Here is a 25,070-nt window from a genome sequence, read left to right as displayed (position 1 = left end):
TGATAAGAGGTGAAAATTATGAAAGACAACAGTTCTAATAAATCTAATAAGACAGTTAGATTCGACGTTGATATTGATGAAGTAAAAGATCCTGATGAAATTATAGAGCTTGTCTATAATGCCCTGAAGGAAAAGGGGTATAACCCAGTTAGCCAACTTGTAGGTTATTTTTTAAGCGGGGATCCAGCATATATTACAAGTCATAATAAAGCAAGAAATCTGATCCGTAAAATGGAACGTGATGAATTATTAGAAAATATAGTAAAGCATTACTTAAAGAAGTATGATTAAGTTTATCCCATGGAGGTAAAAAATATTGCGCATAATGGGCCTAGATTACGGTGAAAAAAGAATAGGGGTCGCAATAAGTGATGAGTTGAAAATGACAGCTCAGGGTATCACTGTAATAAAAAGGACCCTTTTAGATAAAGATATAGAAAAGATAAAAGAATTAGTTTTGGAATATAATGTTAGTGAAATTGTTGTTGGAATTCCCAAAAATATGGATGGGACCCTAGGGTTTATGGCTGAAGAAGTTAAAGAATTCGCTAAAGAAATTCAAAAGAAGATATCTATCTCTCTTGAATTGCAAGATGAAAGGTTATCATCAAAGGCTGCAGAGAGAACTTTACTTGAAGGGGATGTAAGCAGGAAAAAAAGGAAGGAAGTCATTGACAAGATGGCGGCAGTCTATTTACTGCAAGGGTATCTAGACAGCAAAGTTTAATAAAATAAAATGGGGTGGTAATATGACTGAAGAAAATGAAGAGCAAGTTATACTCTTGAAAGATGAAAATGGAGAGGAACACGAATTTCATGTTATTGACTTTTTGACAGAAAACGAAAGTAAATATGTTGTATTACAACCTTCAATATCTAGCGAAGAGGATGATATTGAAAAGGAAGAAAATATGAAAAATGAAACTGAAGAAGAAAATGAAGCTTATGAAGCAGTGATAATGAGGGTTGAAGAAGAAAATGATGAACATGTATTGGTATTGGTTGAAGATGATGATGAATGGGAAAGAGTGGCTAAAGCCTTTGAAGAAAAACAACAAAGTTGATAACTTTCTAAAAGAGGAGGCCACACTCCTCTTTTTTTATTAGGATTGTATTGTTGGTGGTCTCATAGCACCTGCCTAGCTACCAACGTGTCGCAAGAATTTGCTAAAAACCTCGCAAATTAAAAGCTCCACTTATGGTAGCTAGGCAGGTGTTTTTAATAGATATCAGCAATGAACTATTAACAGAGCCTTTTATTAAAACAAATAGTTGATTCTACTGCAAAAAGTCATATAATAAAAATCAAGCTGTTTGTTGTTATATGCAAAATCTCGTTATATAATAATTATTAATAGAACTTGTTTTAAGAACTGGAGAGGAGGTTTTTTTAAAATAGTTTCAATTATTAAGAAATATAAAATAATAATAACAGTAATTTTACTGCTGGGTGTTTTGGCAATCTTCAGTAGTTTTTATTTTGTTTATAGTAACTTACAGCCTGTTGGATCTAGTGAAATAGTTGAAATTGAAATATCTCAAGGTAGTAGTGTTGGTGATATAGCTAATATTTTAGAAGATAATAATTTGATAAAAAATGCCTTTGTATTTGAAATGTATACAAGATATGAAGGATTGGCCGGCTCTTTTCAGGCAGGGACTTATGAGTTAAATGGGGAAATGTCCCCGTCTCAAATAGCAAACAAAATTAAAGATGGAGAAGTAGTTGATAAAAGTATAAGGTTTACCATACCTGAAGGTTTAAGATCAGATCAAACTGCAAAACTTTTACAAACATATGGCTTTGGAGATAAGGAAACTTTTTTGGAACTTTTTAATTCTTTAGATGAATTTGATTACTGGTTTTTGGATGAAATAGATCAAAGAGAGAATGTGAAGTTTTCGTTGGAGGGGTTTTTGTATCCCGAGACATATAATATTGAGGAAGATGCAACAGAAAAAGAAGTAGTGAAAAAATTGCTTGATCAGTTTAATAGTGTTTTTAACAGCGAGTTTAGAGAAAGGAAAGAAGAGTTAGATATGGATATAATGGAGATAATGACAATTGCATCTATTGTTGAACGCGAGGCAATATCTGATAGAGAGCGGTCAAAAGTGGCTGGTGTATTTTATAATCGATTAGAAGAAAACAAAAAACTAGAAGCTTGCTCTACTGTGGAATATGTTCTACAGGAGAACAAACCAAGATTAACTATAGAAGATACAGAAATTGAGTCTCGCTATAATACTTATAAACATGAAGGTCTTCCGCCAGGTCCTATAGCCTCTCCTGGAATAAAATCTATAGAGGCAGCTCTATTTCCTGAAGACCATGATTACTTTTTCTTTGTGGCAAAAGAAGACGGCTCAAGAGAACATTATTTTAGTGAAACTTTGGATGAGCATATTAGGGCAAGACAAAGAGCGAGGAGCAATGATTAATTAAGTGCAACTTTTAAAAACTGGGAGTGAAATAATGAAGGTCGAAAATACAAAGCAAATCAAACCAGAATTATTGGCACCGGCAGGTAGCCTTGAGAAGCTCAAAATTGCAATAGAATACGGTGCAGATGCTGTGTATATGGGTGGTAAAGATTACGGGTTAAGGGCATTTGCCTCAAACTTTGACAAAGATCAGATGCAGGAAGGGATTAATTATGCTCATAGTAAAGGTAAAAAAGTTTATGTAACCGTTAACGTGATACCCCACAATGAAGATTTAGAGGGTCTTCCAGGTTATTTAGAAGAACTTTATAACATGGGTGTAGATGCGGTTATAGTTTCGGATCCAGGCGTTATTTCAATTGCCAAAAAAGTAGTTCCAAACCTAGAACTTCATCTTTCTACCCAGGCAAACTGTACTAATTGGAAAAGTGCACTGTTTTGGAAAGAGATTGGGTTAACAAGAATTATTATGGCAAGAGAGCTAAGCCTTGATGAAATCGAAGAAGTTAAGGAAAAAAGCGGTGTAGATGTGGAAACATTTGTTCATGGAGCAATGTGCATTTCGTACTCTGGAAGATGTTTATTGTCAGCATATATGCTGAACAGAAATGCTAATAGAGGTACATGTGCCCATCCCTGCAGATGGAAATACAGTTTGATGGAAGAAATGCGTCCCGGCGAATACTTTCCAGTTGGAGAAGATGAAAGAGGTACTTATGTACTTAGCTCAAAGGATTTGTGTATGCTTGAATATATCCCAGACCTTATAAATGCAGGTATTAAAGCTTTTAAAATTGAAGGAAGAATGCGTAGTATTCATTATGTTGCAACCGTTACGAGAGCATACAGGCTAACAATAGATAATTATCTAAATGATCCTTCTAATTATGAACTAGATAAGAACTTAATTGAAGAAGTAAATAAAGCTTCTACACGGCCTTTTACTACAGGATTTTATTTTTCTTCACCTGACGAAGAGGATCAGATTTATGATGATGAGTATAAGGAGAAATTGACTTATAACAAATTTGTGGGGATAGCAATAGAAGAGAAAGAAATTGATGGTAAAAAATATTTAATCGTCGAACAAAGAAATAGATTTGAAGTTGGAGACACTTTGGAGCTTATAGAACCTAAGAACTATTTGGGCAAAATTAAAGTAGAAGAGATTATTAATAGTGAAGGTAATAAAGTTGAATCTGCTCCTCATCCTAAGGAGCGGATAATGATTCCTATATCTTTTTCTGTAAAAGAAAATGCCCTTATCAGAAAAGTTGGTTAGGATTATCACTTCGCACATAATAGTGATTATGTGCGAAGTTTTTTGATTTTTACTTTTATCTTGTAACATTGAATTTAGAGGTGTAAAATAGGGCTAGATTAGATAGATTTGGATTAAGCTTGATATATAGGAGGATGTACTATGAGGGTGATTGTTGTTGGCGGAGGAACTGTTGGGGTTGAAATTTGCACAAAACTTGCGGAAAAGGAACATGATGTTGTTTTGATTGAAAAAGACCCTCAGAAGTTAGATAAGATTGCCAAAAATGTTGATGCGATGTTAATAGAAGGGGACGGTGTTAGTTTAAGTACTTTAAAGAAAGCCGGCGTGGAAGAAGCTGGTCTTTTGATAGCCGTAACTGAAGTAGATGAAGTAAATATGATAGCTTCAATGATGGCAAAACGCTGTGGTGTCAAAAAAACTGTGGCCAGGATTAGAAATCCAGAATATACAGATGAAACTATGTCTTTCACCAATGATCAATTGGGTATTGACATAATTATAAATCCTGAAAGAGTAGCAGCTTTAGAGATAGCTAAAATAATTAAAGCTCCTAATGTTAAAGGAATTGAATATTTTTCTGGCGGTAAAGTCCAGATGGTAGGACTAACAGTAGAAGAAGAATCTCCTATTGCAAATAGTAGAATTAAAAATATCAAATTTCCTTCAGATAGCAACGTTGTTGCTATAGTAAGAAATAATCAAGAAGTAGTTATCCCTGGTGGAGAGGATATGATCTATCCTGGAGATGTTATTTATCTTTTAGGTGAGAAAGGTTTACTGGCAAGTTTAGGAACTTTAACCAGGCATCCTGATAAAAAGGCAGAAAATATAATGGTTATAGGTGGCGGAAGAATAGGACTAGAATTATGTAAATTACTAGAAGGTGTTAAGAAACATGGATTTCATGTAAAATTGGTCGAAAAAGATGCCAAGAGATGTGCTTTTTTAACTGAAGAACTTAATAAAACACTTGTATTAAATGGCGATGGTACTAATTTGAAATTTTTGCAGGAAGAGGACTTAGAAGATGTGGATGTAGTTGTTTCAGTTACGGGTGATGATAAAACTAATTTATTGTCATCTGTAATGAGTGATAGACTTGGTGTTTCGAAAACAATTGTAGAAATTATAAAATCTGATTATGAAGCCGTATTAGATACTATGAAAGTAAATGCGGCAATAAGTCCGAGACTATTAACTGCTGCCCAAATTTTGAAGCTTACTATTGAGAGTGATGTTATTTCTATGACTATACTTGGAAACTATAAAGCTGAAATTTTAGAACTTAATGTTCCGGCTGATGCTCCAATAGTCAATAAAAAATTAGCCAAAGCTAAACTCCCAAAAGGTATCTTGGTTGGAGCTATTGTAAGAAAAGGACGGGTCATAACACCAGGTGGTCAAGATTCTATTTTGCCTGATGATAGGATAATATTGTTTTCGATGGAAGAGTGTTCTAACAAAGTTAGCAAGTATTTTGGAGGTACCAAAAAGACAGTGATTTAAAATAATTAGACAATTAATTAGATGATAAAATAGTAGATCTATTTGGAGGAAGTATATATATGAGAACTAATGTGATAGTAAACATGTTAGGAACTGTTTTGATTTATCTTGGGATATCAATGCTTATACCTTTGGCCTGGGCAGTTTATGATTCTGGAAAAGACATAAATGCTTTTATAATAACTATTGTACTTACGATTATTACTGGTTATATTATGAGGATTATTACAAAATCTGAATATGAAATATCAATCAAGGAAAGCTTTGCTTTTGTAACTTTAACATGGATTTTGGCGGCTTTCTTTGGATCATTTCCGTTTTTGCTATCAGGAGTTTTAGAGAACTTCTTTGATGCTTATTTTGAAACTATGTCGGGCTTTACTACAACCGGAGCTAGTGTATTTGATGGGGTGGAAGATCTGCCCCGGGGAATTCTGATGTGGAGAAGTCTGACCCAGTGGCTTGGTGGGATGGGAATAATTGCTCTTTTTGTGGCTTTGTTTCCAAGGATTGGAGTTAGAGGTATGCATTTATTAAAGGCTGAAGTGCCAGGTCCAGTAACAGAAAAAGTTGTTCCGAGAGTTGCCAATACAGCAAAAATATTATGGAAAATTTATGTATCTTTTTCTCTTTTACAACTTATATTGTTACTGTTGGTTGGACTAACCTTTTTTGATGCTTTGGCTCATACATTTACTACAATGCCTACAGGGGGCTTTTCAACTCAAGATCTAAGTGTAGCTGGGTTTCAAAACCCTGCTGCGGAAATGATTGTGCTATTTTTTATGATTATAGCTGGTGGTAATTTTGCAATTTATTTTAGTATGGTAAGGGGAAATTACAAAAGTTTTCTAAGAAATGAAGAGTTCAGATTTTATCTAATGGGATTATTTGCACTTATATTGATTGCATCGTTTTACTTATACATAGAGGAATATCAGGAGGTTTTACAGGCATTTAGGTATGGGTCTTTTCAAGTTGTTACTATGGTTACAACAACAGGATTTGCTACAGCTGATTATGATATATGGGCTCCTTTTATGAGAGTAATGCTTTTCTTACTGATGTTTTTGGGAGGTTGTGGAGGATCTACTTCTGGATCTATTAAACAAATAAGGATTTTGACATTATTTAAGCACAGTATTAGAGAGATATATAAGCTAATTCATCCGAATGCAGTTTTGCCAATAAGGTTAAAAGGAAAGGTGATAAAAGAGGAAATTGTTTCAGGTATTCTTGGATATGTTATTTTATATATTTTGATTTTTGTAGTATCATCATTACTTATATCTCTAACAAAAGTAGATTTTACTACAGCTTTGTCTGCTGTCGCGGCTAATATAGGCAATGTTGGTCCCGGACTTGGCATGGTAGGACCTACTGAAAACTACGCATTCTTCCCATCATGGGCGAAAATGCTTCTTTCAATATTGATGGTTGTTGGAAGGCTTGAAATATATACTGTTATTGTATTGCTTTTGCCTGAATTTAGGACATTCAAAAAAAGAAGTAATTAGAGCAAGGGGGATGGACAAGCCTGTTAGTCGTTACGATAAAGAACTAAATGATTTTTACAATGGATTTTTTAATAGGGCATGTCAAGGTTCTTAATCAATCAAATGAGGTGAGTAAAATGTTTGTTTATCGTAGGAGTATAAAAATTTTGATACTGCTGATTTTATCTATAAATTTTTTTGGGCTTATGCCAGAGAATGTTTTTGCTGTTAATAATGAAGTAATGCCTGGACCTGATGTATACCTTTCTGATCAAAAAGTAGTATTTGATGATGTGAAACCAAAGCTGATAAATGACCGGACTTTTTTGCCTTTTAGAAAAGTTGCAGAACTTACTGATACAGAAGTTGAATGGAAGGGTGAAGAACGAAAGGTTGAGGCAGTTAAAGATGAGTTGAAACTTGTTATGGAGATTGATAACCCGAATGTAATTCTTAATAGACAGGAAAAATTGTTAGACGAGGACGAGCATGCAAGAATTATTGATGATAGAACTATGGTTCCTTTAAGGTTTTTTGCAGAGAGCTTTAATATGAATGTGGAGTATGAGGACGGTATTGTTTATCTATCGCCTATAGCGGATGAAAAAGTAGGGGTAGAAGGTGAGGTATATGGATTTTATGCTCTTGGTGGAAGCTGGAATGAATTGTTTGGCGAAGATTATCCAGAGCTAGGGGAAAATCACAGGCTTGATACATATGATACCATTGGGGTTGGATGGTATGAGCTTGATAAAGAAGGAAATCTAGTGACTGATGGAAATTATGGATTTAGTAGGCCAGGTGGGTATGAAAGAGTTTTAGAATATGCTTTTGATGAAGAATATAATTTAGCTGTTGAAATGATGGTTTTTAAAATGGAAACTAAAGATAAAGACCTTTCTTCAATAATTCTTTCAGAAGAAAAGAGAAAAGAGGCTGCCAAACAGATTATCCTAGAAGCTGAAAATTATTCTGGAGTTAATTTAGACCTAGAGGGGCTTGGATTTTTTTCGGATGAAGATGAAGTTACTGAAGTTCAAAATAAGTTTACAGCTTTTGTAGAAGAGATAAAAGAAGGTCTTGATGAAGAAAAATCTCTTACTATTACTCTTCATCCCCCAAATAGTGTATACAGTGATGCTTACGATTTTGAACAGTTAGGAAAACTAGCAGATCAAGTTGTGATAATGGCTTATGATTATAACGAAATAAATACTCCAGGTGCTAGCGCTCCATACCCGAAAGTAAAAGAAGCTGTAGAAAAGAGTGTTGAATTAATTGATAATGATAAAATTATTCTTGGGGTTAGAACTCCTGCTGTTAAGTATTCTAATGTGATAAATGAAAAAGTAGAAGATGAGAATGATATTAACCTTGAAGAGACCGAAGATAGAGAAATTGTTAAAGAATTAAAAGAGGATGATGAGATCTCATGGAGAATAAGGCACATTTTTCTAGATTCTGTTTATGATTTAGTTGATGAGAAAAAAGAAGAAATAGATGGTTTTGATGTATTATGGGATGAGGATAGTAAAGTTAATTATGTTAGGTGGGAAGAAGATGGTATTGAAAATTATATATATTATAAAACAGACGAAAGCTTAAATTATAAGCTTGATTTGATTGGAGATTATAACCTCAAAGGCTTAGCAATTTGGAGAATTGGACTTGTCCCGGAAGTAATTTATGATGAACTTGATGACTTTTTTAAGAGATAATAAAATTTTAGCAAAATAACTGATCCGTTTAGTAAAAGGGGAGTTTAGATTATGAGAGAATCAAGTGAAATAGATTTATTCAAAAATGCAATTGAAGCTTTTAATCATCCTTTTCTTATTATTAATGTAGAGGATTATACAATACTAGAGGCAAATTCTGCATCAGGTATATTTAAAGGTGAGAAGACTACCTGTTATGCACTTAAACATAGTAGAAACAAACCTTGCAAAAAGGAAATATGCCCCCTTGAAATAATTAAAGAGACTAAACAGCCAACAACGGTAGAACATATTCATTATGATGACAATGGTAATCAATGCATTGTAGAGGTACATGCGTATCCTATTTTTGGTGAAGATGGAAAAGTAATTCAAATTATTGAATATATTTTTGATATTACTGAAAGAAAGAGAACTGAAAAATCCCTGATTAGATTTCGTAATGCACTTGATAGTTCTGGTGATAGTATTTTTATAATTGCTTATCCTTCTTTTAGATTAATCGATGTTAATAAAACAGCTTGTATTGAGCTTGGTTACGAGAAAGAGGAGTTATTATCATTAAAGTTTTTTGACATAAAACCTTATATGTCAAAAGAGGAGATTATTGATAAATTTAAAGAAGTAATGAATTGTTCTATAGATATTAGAGAGGGATATCAGGGGGTAGGATGCGCAGAAACTTTTGAGACTCAACATCTTAGAAAAGATGGCAGCGTTTTTCCTGTGGAGGTCTCTATACATGTTTCTGATATGACTAGTGAATCAAATGAATTGTTATTTGTGGCTACTGCAAGGGATATCACTGAAAGAAAAGAAGCAGAATTAAAACTCTCAGAATATGCTGAGAAACTTGAAACTGAATTTAAAAGAGCTAAAAAAATTCACGAAAGAACTTTTTTGTCAGAAATACCTAAAATAGAAGGCGTCTCCTTGGAAGCTCACTTTTATCCTGCTCAGCGTTTGGGCGGGGATTTTTATAATATTATAAAAGTTAATAATAAGCTTTTAATATATCTTGCAGATGTTTCAGGACATGGCCTTGATGGTACAATAATCACAACTTTTGTAAAAGAAACGATAGAAAGTTATATAAGTTTTAAACCCGATAAACTTGATCCTAAATTAATATTAGAACATATTAATAAGCAATATCGTAAGGATAATTATCCATATGATTATTTTTTATGCATCTTTTTAGCTGTTTTAGATCTTGATACCTTTGAACTTTGTTATACTGGTACAGGAATGCAATTTACGCCTTTGGTGAGGTTAGGAAACGGAGAAATTATTACACTTAATAATGAGGGACTACCAATATCTTCTGCAGTTCCGGCTAAATTTGTAGATTTTACTCCTAGTACAATTAAACTTAGTCCAGGCTCTACTGTGCTTTTTTTTACAGACGGAATTGCCGAGCAGGAGGGTAATAAGAGTATCTATGAAGAAAACCTTAAAGAAATATTTTATTCTAAAGGCAACTTACCTCCAGAAGTACTTAAGCATATAATAAATGACGATTTTTGCAAATTTAACAATGGTTCACTTCAAGGTGAAGACGATATAACTTATGTTATCATGCAGCTTGAATCAGGTGACAAAAAGGAATATTCTTTTGAATTTAAAAGTGATAAAAGTCAACTAGATAAGCTTAGCTCGGAAGTTTACCCTATTATTAATGCATTTAGTAAAGAAAATGTTTCTTTCCAGGGTTTATATGAATTAGTTACAAACGCAATTGAACATGGAAACAAAGAAAATGCTAAAAAGAAAGTATATATCGATATTATAATAACTGGTGAGTATATAGTTGCTATTGTAGAAGACGAAGGAAAAGGATTTGACTGGCTAGAGAAAAAAACTGCTCCTTTGGACCTTGAGCATAGTGGTGAAAGAGGAAGGGGTATAATACTAACTCAGATGCTTTGTGACTCTCTTTATTATAACGAGAAAGGAAATAAGGCATTTTTGATAATGGAAACTAAGTAACAAACACCCGTATTCATCACTGCTTGATGGCATTTAAATGACCGGGTGTTTGTTTATTTTATGTTTTTTTATGTTGTCACCTTACTTTTTATTTCATCATGTATTTTTAGCGGATCGATATTAGCCTTTTCCATTTGTTTGCAAAAGTTACACTTTCCCGCTGCATATGTTGGTTGATGACAAAACTCACAGGGATTTAATTCAGCTTCTTCATCTTCCTTTTCATCTTTAGTGTCTTTGAAATATTCCTGTCCGCCTCGTAAAAAACCCAGGTAGAAATGATCTTTAATACCTGGTGACTTAGCTTCTAGCGTATTTAATGCTTCTTTATAGGTTATACTGCTAGCACCTTTAGACATAGGACATTCTTCAATGATATAATCAATATTTTTTAGTACACAATAGGCTGCCATCTCTCTTTCGCCTAATCTACAAAGTGGTTTTACTTTTCTTGCAAACCCTTTCTTTGGAGGCATATTAGGATGTTGGCGCCTTAGATAGTCTACCTGCCAGCCCATTAGGTTACCAAATAATGCTGCAGCTTCATCATCAAGGTTATGTCCTGTAATTACTGCATAATAATCACCTAAAAGGGCTGTTTTATTCATTATATAACGTTTTATTATTCCACATATAGAACAGAATTTTCTAGATGTTTTTTTAGAAATATTTCCTATACCTATGCCATAAATTTTTTCTAAAGAAATGGTATGCAAAGTAGCCTGTCTTGACTCTTTAAAATCTATTGATTTTTCTTTAGATCTTTTAGAATACTCATCAATGCCAAGATCGATATATAGCCCATGCACATTATAACCAAGGTCTAACAAAATATCCCAAAGGGCCAAACTATCTTTCCCACCTGAAATTGCAATAAGAAGCTTTGTTTTTGGTGGAAACATCCGGAACTTTTTGATAGCTTTTGCTACCTGGTTTTGAATGTGCAAAATATAATGTTCTTTACAAAAAGCTGCTCTGTGCCTTCTTATTTCAAATACAGCTTTGTTTTCACATTTAAGGCATTTCATAATTAATTAACCCCCAGAAACAACAGAAAGTATTTCTATTTCTTCATCATCTTTTACTATGGTATCAGGAGTTAAAGTTTCCCCGTCTTTTATAACCAGAACAGATTCGGGGTTGACATCTAATTCTTTCAGTATATCTTTAACACGCTTGTTACCTGCTAATTCTTTAATTTCATTGTCGCGCTTCATTATGATTTTCATTTTAACACCTCCTATGCAGGCAGTTTACAAAAGAAATAATAATAATGCAACATAAGATCAAAATTTTTATGTTTAAACAGGCACAAAAGTAACTTATATCCCATATTATAATTGTAACCTGTTTAATGGAGGTGTTTATTTTTGTTTCCAATATTACCAGCTGTGGCCTATGTGTTTCGAGAAATAATACTTTTTGTTTCTTATATTACAAATAATTCTTTTCCTAAGCCGTTATCAAAAGAAGATGAAGAAAAATATTTAAAGGCCCTTGCTAATGGAGATGAATATGCAAAAGAAGTGTTGATTGAAAGAAATTTAAGGCTTGTGGCACATGTGACAAAAAAGTTTGAGAACAGTGGAGAAGATACAGAAGATTTGATATCTATTGGTACTATAGGCTTAATAAAGGCTATAGACACATTTAACAACAAAAAAGGCACAAGGCTTGCAACTTATGCCGCAAGGTGTATAGAGAATGAAATACTTATTTCATAATATTGCGGTAGAATATGGTAATTAATTAGCGTTTAAGTTTTAAATATTTTTCGAACTTTTTTTGTGATTGGGCAGATACGCGTTTGCCTATTCTAGCTGATAATATATTGCCAGGGTGACTTCGTATTTCTGGATCATCAGTTGATCTAGGTTCAAGACCAATTGAGCCAAGTACACTTCTTACCATATTTCTATATTCCCATACAGAAGTCTCAGGATCTTTACTATTCCAGTTACATACAGTTTCAATACTTATAATAATTCTATCTTCAAAATCATAATTGTTAAATGTCCACTTTAAAATTCCCTTACCTATTCCTTCATCTCTGTAAGCTAGAGATACCTCAATACCGCCTAGTTCGATAAGTTCAGGTATTTCTTTTGCAGCTTTAGCCCATCTTGGAAATTCTGGTTTGGTAAAAGCCACATAACCAATAATTTCATTGCTGTTGCAGGCTATAAAAACTAATCCATCTGATAGCGTAGAAATATATTTTAAAGCTTCGAGTTGTTTTGTTGGCTTTCTAAAATTTCTTAAACCTTCATTCATAGTGCAGTTTTCCAAAAATTCTTTTTCCACTGGTCCATAAAATTCAACAACCCCCATTGAAGTGTGTAAAATATTGTTAGTGAGTATATCTCTTTCAATAGCTTCTTCTGGTATTTTAAACCCAATTGTTTTAAAAAAACTTTTGCTTTTAATAAAAAACCACCATCCTTAAAGGAAAAACTATAAATTAATTGGATGTAATATGGTCGTAAATATAAATTACTAGACAATAATACCATTAGATAACATTTAATGTCAAAAAAAGGTTTGGATACAAGAATAATCTTTTTTGTTAATTTTAATTTTTTGCATTTTTAAGTGTTGTCCTCGACGAATTTTGACATAGGGATATAAAAAAAGACAGGGAGGATAATGTTTGGAAATTATAATTATAGAACCTGGTAGTTTTGATGAGGATAGACAAGAAAGATTAGAGAAAGCATATAGCCTACTTGCCAAAGAAATAATCCGAGTTATGGATGAACAAAAAAATAAAGAAGAAGTATGAGGGCGTATAATAGCATGTCTTATAACCCTACAAAAAGAGTTGGGATTTATTCTAGAGTTAGTACGGAAGAGCAGGTAGAAAAAGGCTATTCCATACCAGAACAAATACAGGAATGTAAAAAAAGAGCGAAAGAATTATATAATGAGTGTTCTGTTTTTGAATATGTTGACGATGGGATATCAGGGGAAATTTTGGAGAGACCGGGGCTAGAAAATCTTTTAGAAGATGCAAAAAATGGGCATATTGATATTGTAATTGCTCTTAATAATGATAGGCTATCTAGAAATACAGCTATATATGCTTATGTAATTAACGAATTTAATAAATATAATGTGGATCTTCAGTATGTTAATATCAAAAGAGAAAATAGCCCTGAAGGACAGTTTATAGACCTTATTTTATCAGCTACTGCAGAATATGATAAAAAGAAGATACTTTTTAATATGTCAAGAGGTAGAAGATCTAAGGCAAGACAAGGGAAAATTTTGAGAGACTACAATATATATGGTTATTATTATGACAGGGAAAATCATAATTTGAAGGTAAACGAAAATGAAGCCCAGGTAGTATATGAAATATGGGAACGCTACTGCTTTTATAATGAAAGTATTAATAGTATTGCTAAAGATTTGACCAGAAGGCGTATATCCACTAAGACTGGTAAAAAAATTTGGCACAGGCAGGTAGTTAGGCAAATTTTATTACAGACAGCCTATACTGGGACTTTTTATGCAAACAAATGGAATACAGAAGGAGTCAAAGTAAGCAAATTAAAAAGGGACACTAGTGAAAGGATAACTATGAAAAAAAGAGACAAGAATGATTGGATTCCTATTAGTTGCCCTAATATTGTTCCAAAACAGTGGAGACAAATAGTTGACAGCAAACTGAAAAACAGCAGAAAAAAGTATGGTAAGAATAATGCGGGAAAATATTTGTGTTCCGGTATTATAAAGTGTGGGAATTGTGGTGTTAATATGTATGGAAGTAAAGCTAAAGACTGGGGTAGAACAGTTTATGTCTATTATTGCAAGAATAATTGGAGTGGAGCAAAAAACCGTTGTGGCAGGAGAATCTATATGGAAAAGATAAATAATGAAGTATGGAAATATATCAAAAATATTCTATATGAACCTAAAATAATAATTGATAAGATTAACGAAGAAAGTAACAGTATCTTTGAAAAACAAAAAAAAGAGTTAGCAGAACTTGAAAAAAGTCTAAAGAGAATTAATAAAAATAAAACCAAGTTGATTAATTTTTTGAAAGAGACTGATGATAAAGATATAGCAGAAGAAATTATAAAAGAAAAAGAAAAAGAAAATGAAATCAAAACTCAAATTGAGGATGTGAAACGTAATATTTACTACAAGGAGAAAGAAAATAGAAAAGGAAGAAGGGTTAATTCTTATAGGAATATTATACAAAATTATATCGAAAAAGAACCTGAGAAACTGTCCTCCAAAGAAAGGAATAGTCTAGCCAGGTTACTGGTGAAAAAAGTTGTAGTTTATGGTAATTACAAGGTAGAGATTTATGGCTACTAATAATTTAGAGCCCAATTGTGGGCTTTTTTTTTGTAGGTTGCGTCATTAATAATAAAAAAATATTTAATAAAACCACTGGACTGGAAATTAATACCGCAGTGTTATGTAATAAGTCCTGAAATACTTATGTACTTAAGATCAATTAAAAAGAACAAAAACGAATCATATCTTTATGATCCAATAGGTACCGACAAAGAAGGAAATGAAATAACTTTGTTTGATATATTGGGAAGTAATACCGATGAAGTAATTGATAAAGTATCTTTTTCTATTAATAAAGATAAAATTTATAATATAATTGACAAATTATCAGAAAGAGAGCAGAAAGTACTTAAATGGCGCTATGGCCTTAATTCTGGTGACAAGAAAACCCAAAAAGAGGTTGCTGATGAGCTTGGGATATCACGTTCTTATGTATCAAGAATAGAAAAAAGCGTGATTAAAAAGGTTTCTAAAGAATTTTTGGCCACAAAGGATTTTTCCAAAACAACTGGTTATCCACTTAATTAAATTTTGTTTAGGGGGGGTTGGGAATGGTATAATATACCTAACTATTGGATCTTTCGGGAGTGATAATAAACATTGAAGCTAAAGAGATTATATCCGGACCTTTATCTAAACTCAATTTATGACATTGATTTTGAAAAGTTAAAGAAAAATGGGATAAAAGGTTTGATAACAGACTTAGATAACACCTTAGTAGCCTGGAATGAAGAAGAAATAAGCAAAAAGCTGGGTTACTGGTTTGAGGAAGTCAAAAAACATAATATTAATATATGTGTTGTGTCTAATAACAGCAGTTCCAGGGTGTATAATTTTGCTAGAAATTTTGATATTCCGGCCATTCCAAAAGCAAAAAAGCCCAGGAGGAAGGCTTTTAGAAAAGCGCTTGAAATTTTAAAGCTTTCACCTTCGCAGGCGGCAGTAGTAGGTGATCAGATGTTTACAGATGTACTAGGAGGCAATAGAGTAGGGTTGTTTACTATATTAATAAGACCTATTGATGAAAAAGAATTTATTGGAACAAGATTTGTTCGTAAGATAGAAAGACAATTTTTGAAAAACCTTAATTGATATTTTGAATAAAAATGAAACAATCTGGAAATAATGAGGTGAAAAAATTAGGAGGTAGATTATTTGAATGAAGGGGTTTCCATTGTTGAAACTCTATCCGGGGAAAAGAATGAGATTCTAGAAGATGAGAATAAGTTTATAGAGCGCTTAAGGAAAATAGTTAATGATGTCAAGCAAAAAAGAAAAGATCTAAATGAATATGAGTTAAAGGATTTAGGTTTTTATCCAGAGGGATCAGCGATCAAGGTGAAACTTTATTTTGTCCATACTCCAAATAAAGAAGACAACGTATGGAACTTATTTTGAAAGTGCGGTCCTGCACTTTCTTTTGTTTTGATGAAAGGAGGACAAGCCCAGGATGGACTTATTTTTAACTATTATTTTATGGCTTCTAAAATTAGGGGTGCTGTTTTTAACCGGCTTTGCTGTCCTTTTTCCTTATGATTTTGTCAAAGCTATTAGAGGAAAGAGTAGAAAAAAACCATTCTTTCTTTATCTTATTTTTGTCAGGATTGTGGCGCTCATTATTTTTGTAGCCGCTTCAATATTTTTCTTTATGGGATAATGTTGTACAAGTAATTGGTTACAAAATATATAAAAGGAGGCAAAATAAATGTTTGATGGTAATACAAAAACTTTGGGAGTGATTGGAGACCCCATATCTCATTCCTTGTCACCTGTTATGCATAATGAAGCAATAAGATACCTTGGACTTAACTATTGTTATGTACCTTTTTTGGTTAAAACAGAAAAGGTAAAAAATGCTGTAGAAGGAATAAAAGGCCTGAATATTAAAGGTATAAATGTGACTTCACCGCACAAGGAAGAAGTGATCAAATATCTAGATGAAATATCTAAGGAAGCCGAAGAGGTTGGAGCGGTTAATACGATAGTTAGAGAAAATGAGAAGCTCGTAGGTTACAATACTGATGGAGCAGGTTTTGTTCAAAGCTTAAAGGATGAAAATTTTGATCCTATAGGAAAAACTGTGATGATATTAGGAGTTGGGGGAGCTAGTAAGTCAGTAGGGTATTCTTTATTGAAACACAATGTTAAAGAATTACGTTTTGTTAATAGAACTAAAAATAAAGCAGAAAATCTGGCTAATGAACTGGATAGTTATTTTGATACAGGAAATATAAAAGCTTATTTACTTGATTATGAAAATTTAGTTGGAGCATTAAAGGATGTGGATTTGGTTATAAATGGGCTGCCCATGGATCCGAAATCAGAAAATGATAATTGGCTTTTACCCTTAAATGAACTTAAAGAGGACAGTATTGCTGTTGATTTTAGGTATCATCCAAAGGAAAGTGACTTTCTATTAGCATGCAAAGAAAAAGGACTTTATACCATGAACGGTCTTATGATGCTTTTATATCAAGGAGTAATTGCTTTTGAGTATTTTACATCTACAAAAGCTCCAGTTGATGTTATGAAAAATGCTTTGCATAATAATATTTAATTTAAAAAAACATTGTTAATATGACTTTTTGCACCAGAATCAAATTTTATTTGCATAAAAATAAAGGTATTTCGAGAAAAATCTAGAAATAATGTACTCGTCTGTAAATTATACGTAGGGGGAGTTTATAATAGAAAAGGATCAAGGAAAGGATTTTGCATCAGAAGTTAAACGTGTTGATATGTCAAATCTTAGTATAGATCCGGACATCGCAACGATTATACCTTCATATATTGCACTAAAATACAACGTGATTCCGATCCAAAAAATGGGCGATAAATTGGTTTTGGCCATGGAAGATCCATTAAATGTTATTGCTATAGATGATGTTAAAATGATTACAGGATATGAAATTGAGACAGTTGTTGTTTCTAATGATGATATAAAAAAAGAAATAGAAAGATTTTTTGGGATAGAAGAATCAGTAGAAAAAGTTATGGAAAATATTGAGCGTGATAATATAGATGTATATTCTTCAGTATCTAAAGGGGACGATGTAGAAGTTGAAGGTCCAATAATTAAAGCTGTAGATTATCTAGTGGTGAGGGCAATAAACGAAAAGGCTAGTGATATTCATATAGACCCTAACGAATATGGACTTAGAGTTAGGTTTAGGGTAGATGGAATGCTTAAAGACGTGACAACTCCTCCAAAACACGTTAAGAATCTTTTGATTACCAGAATAAAAATAATGGCTGGAATGGATATAACAAATAAGCGCCTGCCGCAAGATGGCAGGATAAATTATGATGTATCAGGATCAAATATTGATTTAAGGATTGCTACCTTACCTACAATTTTTGGTGAAAAAGTAGTAATTCGTCTTCTACATAAGGAGCGGGTTGTTTTTTCTCTAGAGGAACTGGGTTTTTTGCAAAAGAACTTTATAAATTATAAACAATTTATTAATAAAAATTCTGGCATGATACTTGTCACAGGCCCCACTGGTTGTGGTAAAACAACTACTTTGTATTCTACTATTAACCATCTTGAAGCTCCCGAAAAAAACATACTTACATTAGAAGATCCCGTTGAATATCAATTCAAAAATATTAATCAGGTTCAAATTGATGAAAAAACAGATCTTACTTTTGCCACAGGTCTTAGATCAGTACTGCGCCAAGATCCTGACATTATTATGGTGGGAGAGATAAGAGATGTTGATACGGCACAAATTGCAATCCGTGCAGCTCTGACAGGTCATTTAGTATTTTCCACTCTTCATACCAAAAATGTTATCTCTACTATATTCAGATTTTTAGATATGGAAATACCATCTTATCTTTTAGCTTCAGCATTAGAAGGGGTTTTGTCTCAGCGTCTTGTTAGGCTTATATGTAATAATTGTAGGGAACCTTATCAGCCATCAAAAGAAGAAATAGAAGTCTTAAAAAAATTTTCAAGTGATGACAAATTAAATAATTTGACCCGGGGAAAAGGTTGTAAATACTGTAATAATACAGGCTACAATGGTAGAACTGCAGTTTATGAACTTCTAAAAATAGATGATAACCTTCAAGAACTGCTAAATAAAAATACACCTTACAAGGATTTTAAAAAAGAGGCTCTAAAGCAGGGCTATACACCACTTGTCAAAAATGCAATTAAAAAAGTAGAGAATGGAGAAACGACTATTGAAGAAGTGTTAAAAGTAGCAGAGTAAATAAAACTTTGGAGGTCAGGTGAGTGGGGCAGACATATTACTATAAGGCTAGAGATAAGTTTGGTCGTATGAAAGTGGGTTCTTTAACTGCTATCGACGTAAATGATGTTGTAAAAAACCTGAAAAAACATAATCTATTTGCAGTATATATAAGTGAAAATAATTTAACTACAAGTTATGGATTAAAAGAGAGAGTTTTAGAAAATCTTGTATGGAAAAAGCCTAATGCAAGAGAGTTGATGATTTTTTCTCGCCAACTTTCGTATATGATCAGGTCAGGAATGAATCTGATAAACTCCCTTTCTACCCTGTCTGACCAAATGACAAACTCAAAATTAAAAAATGCTCTTAAATCGGCTGTTAAGTCTCTTGAGGAAGGAAGTAGTCTAAGGGAGGCTTTAGAAAAAAATAAAAATGTTTTTCCTGCTATCTATCTTAGTATGATTAGTGCAGGAGAAGAGGCTGGCGCTTTGGAAGAAATTTTGGACAGAATAGTTTTTCATTACGAATTAGAATATGAGATGGAGCAAAAGGTTAGAGGGGCATTAATTTATCCTGGTATTTTGATTGTCTCAACATTTACTGTTTTATATATTTTGACCTCCTATGTACTTCCAGAATTTAGTTTTGTTTTTTCAGGTTTAGATATAGAACTTCCTTTTTTAACTTTGCTTGTATTTAGATTTAGTGAAATAATCCAAAATACAATGCTAATATTACTTCCTATTGTGCTTTTGCTATACATAAGTCTAAAACTCAATCTAAAACACTCTGAAGACAGTAAATTGTCTGAATGGGTTGATTTACTAAAATTAAAAGTTCCTGTTATCAAAAGTATAGTACAAAAAGTTATGTTTGCAAGATTTTCTAGGACATTATCCACTTTAATTGGAAGTGGCATACCTTTACTTTTGTCTCTAGAGTTAGTAAAAGAAATTCTTAACAATAAAGTGATTGAAAAAACAATTCATAAGTCATATGATAATGTTAAGAATGGACAGCCCTTTGCGACACCTTTTAAAAACAATAAAAATATACCAATTTTAGTGGGCAAAATGATCTCTGTAGGAGAAGAAACGGGTTCTCTTGAAGATACTTTAGAAAAGCTTGCTTGTTACTATGAGTTAGAAAGTAAACATTCACTTGAAAGGCTTAGTACTATGATTGAGCCTATGCTGATTATATTTTTAATGATAATAATAGGTTTTATAGTTGTTTCTGTTATACTACCTATGATGCAGCTTTGGCAGGTGTTTTAGTTATTGATTAAACGCCTAGAAAGCAATCAAATTGGTTTTACGTTAATAGAATCTTTATTGTCACTTATAATTATTTCAATCATTATTACACCTTTTCTTGGTTCTTTGAATCAAAGCTTAAAGGCAGAAGCAGAATCAGGCAAAAGTACTCAAGCAGTTTATTTGGGATCTGGTAGGATGGAATTTTTAAGAGAACTTACATATGATGAGATGTTGAATGTTTTAAATCAAGAAAAAACATGGGAAAAAATCGATAGAAGCTTTTATGATTCGTACTTTGATAATTTTGTACTGCATAATTACTATGAAATTGTAGCTGAAAGACCAGAGAAGGAACAAAAACTTATCAAAATTAAAGTTAAAGTTAACTGGTATGAGAAAAAGACTGAAAGAGAATATATACTTTCTACCTTTCTTATGCTATAATTTCTTCTTACTTTGATACTAGAAGGTGACATAAATTGGGGCTAAAAATAATAAATAATGAATCAGGTCTTACTCTGGTTGAACTTATTGTAACCCTGTTAGTTTTTGCTATTACTATTAGTATAACAAGTTTATTTTTGTCAACTTCTATGGGTAACTGGAGTAGAATCAATAATGCAGCTGATAGTCACCAAAGTGCAAGGTTTGCACTTTTTCATATTGTAGATTTAATTAAGGAGTTTGATAAGGAAGATATATTTATAACTTCTTCCGGTTCTAATATTTACTTAGGAAAAGAAGGGGATTTCGATTATCGCATCTACAATTTAGGCCAAAATCTTTATATTAGGCAATATCCAGCAAGCCAATATCCCTTTGCTTCAAATATAAAAGAGCTAACTTTTTCATATAATAAAGTAGTTTTTAATGAAAATGATTATTTCTTAGTAAATACTTCTGATGATTGGAATCTAGTTAAAATTGAACTCGTAACTGGTAAAAAAAATATAAGTTATAAACTTCAGACTTTTGTGCAGCCTAAGGGTTTTTAGTAGTTGGGAGGTGTTTTTTTGCCTAAAGCTAAGATATTGATTGTTGAAGACACTAAGCTTGTAGCTTTACAACTTAAGGATTTGCTAGAGGAAATAGGTTATCAAATCTTAGATATAGTAAAGACAGGGGAGGAAGCTATTGAAAAAGTTAGAGATTATGCAGAACCTGACTTAATTTTGATGGATATAGGTTTGCAAGGGGATATAGATGGAATCGAGACTAAGCAAATTATAGATGCAGATCATAATATCCCGGTAATATATTTGACAGGTGCTTCAGACGAAAAAACATTAAATAGGGTAAAAATAACTGAGCCCTTTGGATATATTTTGAAGCCTTTTAATAAAAAGGAATTACTAACTAATATTGAAATGGCTCTTCATAAAGCTGAACTAGAAAAAAAGCTAAGAGAGAGCGAAAAATGGTTCAAAACAACACTTGAAAGCCTGGCAGAAGGGGTTATTACTACAGATACAGACTGGAAAGTTAATTTCATAAACTCTGCTGCAGAAAGGATTATTGGTGGGAAGAAAAGTTCACTGATTGGTAAATTTCTCAAAGATATCTTTTATGTCACAGGCGAGGGTAAGTTTGAAGGATTAGATGTACCAGTTGAAAAAATGTTTGAGGTGGCAAATAGTACAGAAAACTTTAAAGAAGCTTTTCTTTTGGATAAAGAAAAAAATAAAAAACCTATAGAATTTAATGTTTCACCCATAAGAGAAGAAAAAGGTGAGCTCATGGGAACTATTCTGGTGTTTAGGGATATATCAGATAAAAAAGAGGCTGAAATGGCAATTAAAGAATCTGAAGAAAAATATAGGACCCTCGTTGAGCAGGCTTCTGATGGTGTTATGATCGTAGAAGAGGAGATTATAAAGTATGCTAATCCAAAGATGGAAGACTTTTTAGGTTATACTAGAGAAGAATTATTAGGAAAACAACTTTCTTATTTTGTACCTTCAGCCGAAAATAAAATTATTAATAATATAATCGACCAACAAGTTGGAGATAACCAAAAAGAATCACTTGTTTTTGAAACTACTCTTAAAAACAGAAAAGACTTTAATATTCAGGTGGAAATGAGTGCAGCCAAAACGTATTATAAAAGAAAGCCAGCGGCTTTGTTGATAGTTCGTGATATAACAGAACGAAAAAAACAGGATGCTAAGATAAGGTACTTAAGCTTTCATGATAGTCTGACAGGATTATATAACAGAGCTTATTTTGATGAAGAGCTAAAAAGAATTGATACTGAACGCCAGCTGCCCCTTAGTATTATTTTGGGAGATGTTAATGGTCTAAAATTGGTTAATGATACATTTGGACATTATGATGGTGATAAGTTAATCAAAAAAGTCGCTGATATACTTAGAAAATCAGCAAGGAAAGAGGACATCATTGCAAGATGGGGAGGTGATGAATTTATTATACTGCTGCCTCAAACTCCAAAGTGGGCAGCAAAAAGGGTCTGTGAAAGAATTAATGAAAGAGCGAAAAAAGAAGATAAAGACCCGATACCCGTTACGATTGCATTAGGTTGTGCTACGAAAACTGAACCTAGCCAGGATATCCATGAAATTTTAAAAGATAGTGAGTATGTAATGTACAAGAATAAAATTGAAAAAAGTAAAGAAAATCGTGGTGCTATAGTAAACTCTCTTTTGAAAAAATTAGATGAGCATAGCGATGAAACCGAAGAACATAACTTTAGAATGCAGATGATGGCTCTAGAGTTGGGAGAAGCTCTAGGATTAACAGCTAATGAGCTTGACAGATTATCTACACTTGTATCTTTACATGATTTAGGTAAGATCACCGTCCCAAAATATATATTTGAGAAAACTTCTCCTTTAACTGATAAAGAATGGGAGCTTTTAAAGGAACATCCAGGAGTTGGTTGTAGAATTGCTAGGTCAACCAATGAATTTGTACATATAGCTGGAGCGATATTATCGCACCATGAAAGATGGGATGGGAAGGGTTATCCACAGGGGTTGAAAGGTGAAGAAATCCCCCTTGTTTCTAGAATTGTTAACCTTACAGACTCATACGAGGTGATGACAAGTAGTAGATCATACAAAAAAGCTATGTCTAAAGAAGAGGCGGTAAATGAAATAAAAAGATGTGAAGGAACCCAATTTGATCCACGTCTGGTTGATTTGTTTATAAGCAAGATCATCAAATAAGGTGAGGCGTCAAAATTAAATGAAAAAGATATTGCCTAATAGAGGTAGCATTTTAATCTATGTTTTATTTGTGATGTCGGTTGTATTTATTATCAGTATTCATTCTTTAAATATTTCTCTGAATGATAGAGTAGTGGCAGGAACCGTGGAGGATGATAAGAAGGGATATTATATAGCAAAAGCTGGTAATGAATTCGCTATATATATGTTTGTTAATGGTGAGATGGATCTAAATGATGAGATAACAAAAGAATTAAATGGTGGCTATTTTGAGGCTTCGATTTTGGAGCTAGAAATAATTAATAAAGTATCTGACCCAGAGTCTGATTCAAACTCTACAAATGAGTATGAGAAAAAGGATGACGAGGAGGCAGAAGAGGAGCTAGATGATGAAATAGAAGGTGAAATAGAAGAGGAGGATGATTTAGGATTATCGGTTAGAGTTTTTATTAACTCTACGGGGTATTACTATAGAGCTAGATATAATATGGAAAAAGAGTATGAGGTTAAAATGCCGACTTCTTTTTTTGAAGCTGATAAAAAGTGAGAATGGAGGGCTTATAATAAAAAAGTTAAAAAAGAAGCTTGCTGTTAGGTCTCCGCTTGGGTTAGATATAAATGATAATAGCTACAAAATAGTCCAGTTAAAAAGAGGTAAGAATGGTTTAGTATTAAATAAGTTCTCAGATATAGAGTTAGAAGAACAGGATAAAGAAAATAACCTTATGAACTTAAAGAAAATTATGGCTAGAGAAAAATTAACTGATAAGTACTTCAATATGGCTTTAAAAAGTACAGATGTTATTATAAGGCAGTTTGACCTCCCAAATATGCCTGAAAAAGAACTGCCTTTGGCAGTCAACTATGAAGCCAGGGATCAGTTGATTATACCCTTTGATGATGTAATATATGACTTTTACAAACTTGGAACTGATAATGTTGAGGCGGGCAAGCAAAAAATTTTGTTAGTTGCTGCAAAAAAAGAAAAATGTAATGAATATTATAGCTTTTTAAAGGATAAAGGGTTTCGTTTAAATTCTCTTGAGGTGGATATTTTTTCTGTATTTAGATTAGTTAAATATAATAACTTGCTTCCAAAAGATGAAACAGAGCTGAGGTTGATTTTATTCATGGATGATACTAATACTGCACTGATTATATCTTTAGGTGAAAATTATTTGTATTCAAGAAATATATCTATAGGTGAATGTGATTTTTTTAAAGTTACAAATGCTGAACTAGCTAAACTTACAGAGAAACTGATAAAAGAAATTGAAATATCTATAAACTTTGCTCGCTCCCAAAAAAGCGAAATAAAAAAAGATTATAAAGTGCTTTTTACTGGGGCAAGTTGTGGAATAAAAGGATTGATAGATTTATTTCAAAGTAAACTACATACAACGACAAAGGTAGTAGAACCTTTAGAAAAAATATATCAATATGAGATGTCAGATGAGTATTACAGCGGGAAAAATGCTGCGGTAGCGGTTGGCTTGTCATTAAGGTGGTGGCATTAATGGATATGCTGCTGGATTTACGACCAAAACAAAGTAAAATGGAAGAAAAAAAGAGATGGAAGTTAATTTTTGTCACAGTATTAATCTGTGTATTTTTAGTTTTTGGGGCTTTTGGTATTTAGGATTAATATCGGATAACAAACAGCTGTCTAATAGA

The 25,070-nt window shown here is 32.7% G+C and carries 27 protein-coding genes and 1 pseudogene; 25 read left to right on the top strand and 3 right to left on the bottom strand.

What is annotated here, in order from left to right:
• Window positions 1–18: 18 nt before the first annotated feature.
• The 9 genes from ACONDI_RS07910 (at window position 19) to ACONDI_RS07870 (ending at window position 10,439) form a co-directional block, all read left to right on the top strand.
• The gene (locus ACONDI_RS07910) at window positions 19–291 is read left to right on the top strand and encodes an IreB family regulatory phosphoprotein (protein ID WP_241078000.1); all 273 of its coding nucleotides are present in this window, start codon (window positions 19–21) and stop codon (window positions 289–291) included.
• Between the two features lie 25 nt (window positions 292–316).
• Window positions 317–727, top strand: a complete 411-nt coding sequence (ruvX, locus tag ACONDI_RS07905) for a Holliday junction resolvase RuvX (RefSeq protein WP_241077999.1) — start codon at window positions 317–319, stop codon at window positions 725–727.
• A gap of 22 nt (window positions 728–749) precedes the next feature.
• The gene (locus ACONDI_RS07900; RefSeq protein WP_241077998.1) at window positions 750–1,064 is read left to right on the top strand and encodes a DUF1292 domain-containing protein; all 315 of its coding nucleotides are present in this window, start codon (window positions 750–752) and stop codon (window positions 1,062–1,064) included.
• Between the two features lie 250 nt (window positions 1,065–1,314).
• Window positions 1,315–2,442 carry an endolytic transglycosylase MltG gene (gene mltG / locus ACONDI_RS07895; RefSeq protein ID WP_338086439.1) on the top strand — a complete coding sequence of 376 codons (1,128 nt, stop codon included), beginning with the start codon at window positions 1,315–1,317 and terminating at the stop codon, window positions 2,440–2,442.
• 34 nt (window positions 2,443–2,476) lie between these two features.
• Complete coding sequence (locus ACONDI_RS07890) at window positions 2,477–3,727, top strand: peptidase U32 family protein (protein WP_241077996.1); 1,251 nt, start codon at window positions 2,477–2,479, stop codon at window positions 3,725–3,727.
• Between the two features lie 141 nt (window positions 3,728–3,868).
• A complete protein-coding gene (gene trkA / locus ACONDI_RS07885; protein ID WP_241077995.1) occupies window positions 3,869–5,236 on the top strand; it encodes a Trk system potassium transporter TrkA in 1,368 nt (455 codons plus the stop codon).
• A 59-nt stretch (window positions 5,237–5,295) separates the two neighbouring features.
• Window positions 5,296–6,753, top strand: a complete 1,458-nt coding sequence (locus ACONDI_RS07880) for a TrkH family potassium uptake protein (protein ID WP_241077994.1) — start codon at window positions 5,296–5,298, stop codon at window positions 6,751–6,753.
• A 146-nt stretch (window positions 6,754–6,899) separates the two neighbouring features.
• Complete coding sequence (locus tag ACONDI_RS07875) at window positions 6,900–8,450, top strand: stalk domain-containing protein (protein ID WP_241077993.1); 1,551 nt, start codon at window positions 6,900–6,902, stop codon at window positions 8,448–8,450.
• 51 nt (window positions 8,451–8,501) lie between these two features.
• Window positions 8,502–10,439 (top strand): SpoIIE family protein phosphatase, encoded by a 1,938-nt coding sequence (locus ACONDI_RS07870; RefSeq protein ID WP_241077992.1) that lies wholly within the window; start codon window positions 8,502–8,504, stop codon window positions 10,437–10,439.
• 68 nt (window positions 10,440–10,507) lie between these two features.
• Here the strand turns inward: ACONDI_RS07870 and ACONDI_RS07865 are convergent, their stop codons facing one another.
• Complete coding sequence (locus ACONDI_RS07865; protein ID WP_241077991.1) at window positions 10,508–11,467, bottom strand: adenine nucleotide alpha hydrolase family protein; 960 nt, start codon at window positions 11,465–11,467, stop codon at window positions 10,508–10,510.
• A 6-nt stretch (window positions 11,468–11,473) separates the two neighbouring features.
• Entirely contained in the window at window positions 11,474–11,668 is a 195-nt protein-coding gene (locus tag ACONDI_RS07860) for a MoaD/ThiS family protein (protein WP_241077990.1), read from the bottom strand.
• Window positions 11,669–11,809: 141 nt separating this feature from the next.
• On the opposite strand from ACONDI_RS07860, the pseudogene ACONDI_RS07855 reads away from it, so the two are divergent.
• Window positions 11,810–12,157: pseudogene (locus ACONDI_RS07855) on the top strand (sigma-70 family RNA polymerase sigma factor); the annotation flags it as partial.
• A 31-nt stretch (window positions 12,158–12,188) separates the two neighbouring features.
• Here the strand turns inward: ACONDI_RS07855 and ACONDI_RS07850 are convergent.
• Complete coding sequence (locus ACONDI_RS07850; protein ID WP_241077988.1) at window positions 12,189–12,713, bottom strand: GNAT family N-acetyltransferase; 525 nt, start codon at window positions 12,711–12,713, stop codon at window positions 12,189–12,191.
• 376 nt (window positions 12,714–13,089) lie between these two features.
• Here ACONDI_RS07850 and ACONDI_RS15660 point away from each other — a divergent pair, with 376 nt between their 5' ends.
• From ACONDI_RS15660 to ACONDI_RS15655, 15 genes are all read left to right on the top strand, one after another.
• Window positions 13,090–13,221 (top strand): hypothetical protein, encoded by a 132-nt coding sequence (locus tag ACONDI_RS15660; protein WP_277397760.1) that lies wholly within the window; start codon window positions 13,090–13,092, stop codon window positions 13,219–13,221.
• Between the two features lie 14 nt (window positions 13,222–13,235).
• On the top strand, window positions 13,236–14,768 hold the full coding sequence (locus tag ACONDI_RS07845; RefSeq protein WP_241077987.1) for a recombinase family protein: 1,533 nt from the start codon (window positions 13,236–13,238) through the stop codon (window positions 14,766–14,768).
• A gap of 48 nt (window positions 14,769–14,816) precedes the next feature.
• On the top strand, window positions 14,817–15,278 hold the full coding sequence (locus tag ACONDI_RS07840; protein ID WP_338086490.1) for a sigma-70 family RNA polymerase sigma factor: 462 nt from the start codon (window positions 14,817–14,819) through the stop codon (window positions 15,276–15,278).
• Window positions 15,279–15,350: 72 nt separating this feature from the next.
• Complete coding sequence (locus ACONDI_RS07835; protein ID WP_241077985.1) at window positions 15,351–15,842, top strand: YqeG family HAD IIIA-type phosphatase; 492 nt, start codon at window positions 15,351–15,353, stop codon at window positions 15,840–15,842.
• Between the two features lie 63 nt (window positions 15,843–15,905).
• Complete coding sequence (locus ACONDI_RS07830) at window positions 15,906–16,148, top strand: hypothetical protein (protein ID WP_241077984.1); 243 nt, start codon at window positions 15,906–15,908, stop codon at window positions 16,146–16,148.
• A 52-nt stretch (window positions 16,149–16,200) separates the two neighbouring features.
• On the top strand, window positions 16,201–16,407 hold the full coding sequence (locus ACONDI_RS07825; protein ID WP_241077983.1) for a hypothetical protein: 207 nt from the start codon (window positions 16,201–16,203) through the stop codon (window positions 16,405–16,407).
• Between the two features lie 48 nt (window positions 16,408–16,455).
• The gene (aroE, locus tag ACONDI_RS07820; protein ID WP_241077982.1) at window positions 16,456–17,307 is read left to right on the top strand and encodes a shikimate dehydrogenase; all 852 of its coding nucleotides are present in this window, start codon (window positions 16,456–16,458) and stop codon (window positions 17,305–17,307) included.
• A 127-nt stretch (window positions 17,308–17,434) separates the two neighbouring features.
• On the top strand, window positions 17,435–18,970 hold the full coding sequence (locus tag ACONDI_RS07815; RefSeq protein WP_338086489.1) for a GspE/PulE family protein: 1,536 nt from the start codon (window positions 17,435–17,437) through the stop codon (window positions 18,968–18,970).
• Between the two features lie 23 nt (window positions 18,971–18,993).
• Window positions 18,994–20,229 (top strand): type II secretion system F family protein, encoded by a 1,236-nt coding sequence (locus tag ACONDI_RS07810; protein ID WP_241077980.1) that lies wholly within the window; start codon window positions 18,994–18,996, stop codon window positions 20,227–20,229.
• Window positions 20,230–20,232: 3 nt separating this feature from the next.
• Window positions 20,233–20,655, top strand: a complete 423-nt coding sequence (locus ACONDI_RS07805) for a prepilin-type N-terminal cleavage/methylation domain-containing protein (RefSeq protein ID WP_241077979.1) — start codon at window positions 20,233–20,235, stop codon at window positions 20,653–20,655.
• A gap of 35 nt (window positions 20,656–20,690) precedes the next feature.
• On the top strand, window positions 20,691–21,206 hold the full coding sequence (locus ACONDI_RS07800) for a PilW family protein (protein ID WP_241077978.1): 516 nt from the start codon (window positions 20,691–20,693) through the stop codon (window positions 21,204–21,206).
• Window positions 21,207–21,224: 18 nt separating this feature from the next.
• Entirely contained in the window at window positions 21,225–23,396 is a 2,172-nt protein-coding gene (locus ACONDI_RS07795; RefSeq protein WP_241080904.1) for a diguanylate cyclase domain-containing protein, read from the top strand.
• Between the two features lie 19 nt (window positions 23,397–23,415).
• A complete protein-coding gene (locus tag ACONDI_RS07790) occupies window positions 23,416–23,943 on the top strand; it encodes a hypothetical protein (protein ID WP_241080903.1) in 528 nt (175 codons plus the stop codon).
• On the top strand, window positions 23,924–24,913 hold the full coding sequence (gene pilM, locus ACONDI_RS07785; protein ID WP_241080902.1) for a type IV pilus biogenesis protein PilM: 990 nt from the start codon (window positions 23,924–23,926) through the stop codon (window positions 24,911–24,913). Before ACONDI_RS07790 ends, pilM begins: the two co-directional genes overlap by 20 nt.
• Window positions 24,913–25,035 (top strand): hypothetical protein, encoded by a 123-nt coding sequence (locus tag ACONDI_RS15655; RefSeq protein WP_277397823.1) that lies wholly within the window; start codon window positions 24,913–24,915, stop codon window positions 25,033–25,035. Before pilM ends, ACONDI_RS15655 begins: the two co-directional genes overlap by 1 nt.
• The last annotated feature ends 35 nt before the right edge of the window (window positions 25,036–25,070 follow it).

The organism is Natranaerofaba carboxydovora, from assembly GCF_022539405.1.
In the GTDB taxonomy this organism is placed as follows: domain Bacteria; phylum Bacillota; class Natranaerobiia; order Natranaerobiales; family Natranaerofabaceae; genus Natranaerofaba; species Natranaerofaba carboxydovora.
Note: the sequence above shows the minus strand (reverse complement) of the source record. Positions and strands in the feature narration are given on the sequence as shown.

What these genes read in the sequence shown, in the direction of transcription:
- ACONDI_RS07900 (WP_241077998.1), top strand. Translation starts at nt 750, where the DNA reads ATGACTGAAGAAAATGAAGAGCAAGTTATACTCTTGAAAGATGAAAAT.
- ACONDI_RS07825 (WP_241077983.1), top strand. Translation starts at nt 16,201, where the DNA reads ATGGACTTATTTTTAACTATTATTTTATGGCTTCTAAAATTAGGGGTG.
- ACONDI_RS07880 (WP_241077994.1), top strand. Translation starts at nt 5,296, where the DNA reads ATGAGAACTAATGTGATAGTAAACATGTTAGGAACTGTTTTGATTTAT.
- ACONDI_RS07890 (WP_241077996.1), top strand. Translation starts at nt 2,477, where the DNA reads ATGAAGGTCGAAAATACAAAGCAAATCAAACCAGAATTATTGGCACCG.
- ACONDI_RS07865 (WP_241077991.1), bottom strand. Translation starts at nt 11,467, where the DNA reads ATGAAATGCCTTAAATGTGAAAACAAAGCTGTATTTGAAATAAGAAGG.
- ACONDI_RS07845 (WP_241077987.1), top strand. Translation starts at nt 13,236, where the DNA reads ATGTCTTATAACCCTACAAAAAGAGTTGGGATTTATTCTAGAGTTAGT.
- ACONDI_RS07910 (WP_241078000.1), top strand. Translation starts at nt 19, where the DNA reads ATGAAAGACAACAGTTCTAATAAATCTAATAAGACAGTTAGATTCGAC.
- ACONDI_RS07870 (WP_241077992.1), top strand. Translation starts at nt 8,502, where the DNA reads ATGAGAGAATCAAGTGAAATAGATTTATTCAAAAATGCAATTGAAGCT.
- ACONDI_RS15655 (WP_277397823.1), top strand. Translation starts at nt 24,913, where the DNA reads ATGGATATGCTGCTGGATTTACGACCAAAACAAAGTAAAATGGAAGAA.
- aroE (WP_241077982.1), top strand. Translation starts at nt 16,456, where the DNA reads ATGTTTGATGGTAATACAAAAACTTTGGGAGTGATTGGAGACCCCATA.
- trkA (WP_241077995.1), top strand. Translation starts at nt 3,869, where the DNA reads ATGAGGGTGATTGTTGTTGGCGGAGGAACTGTTGGGGTTGAAATTTGC.
- ACONDI_RS07790 (WP_241080903.1), top strand. Translation starts at nt 23,416, where the DNA reads ATGAAAAAGATATTGCCTAATAGAGGTAGCATTTTAATCTATGTTTTA.
- ACONDI_RS07860 (WP_241077990.1), bottom strand. Translation starts at nt 11,668, where the DNA reads ATGAAAATCATAATGAAGCGCGACAATGAAATTAAAGAATTAGCAGGT.
- ACONDI_RS07850 (WP_241077988.1), bottom strand. Translation starts at nt 12,713, where the DNA reads ATGAATGAAGGTTTAAGAAATTTTAGAAAGCCAACAAAACAACTCGAA.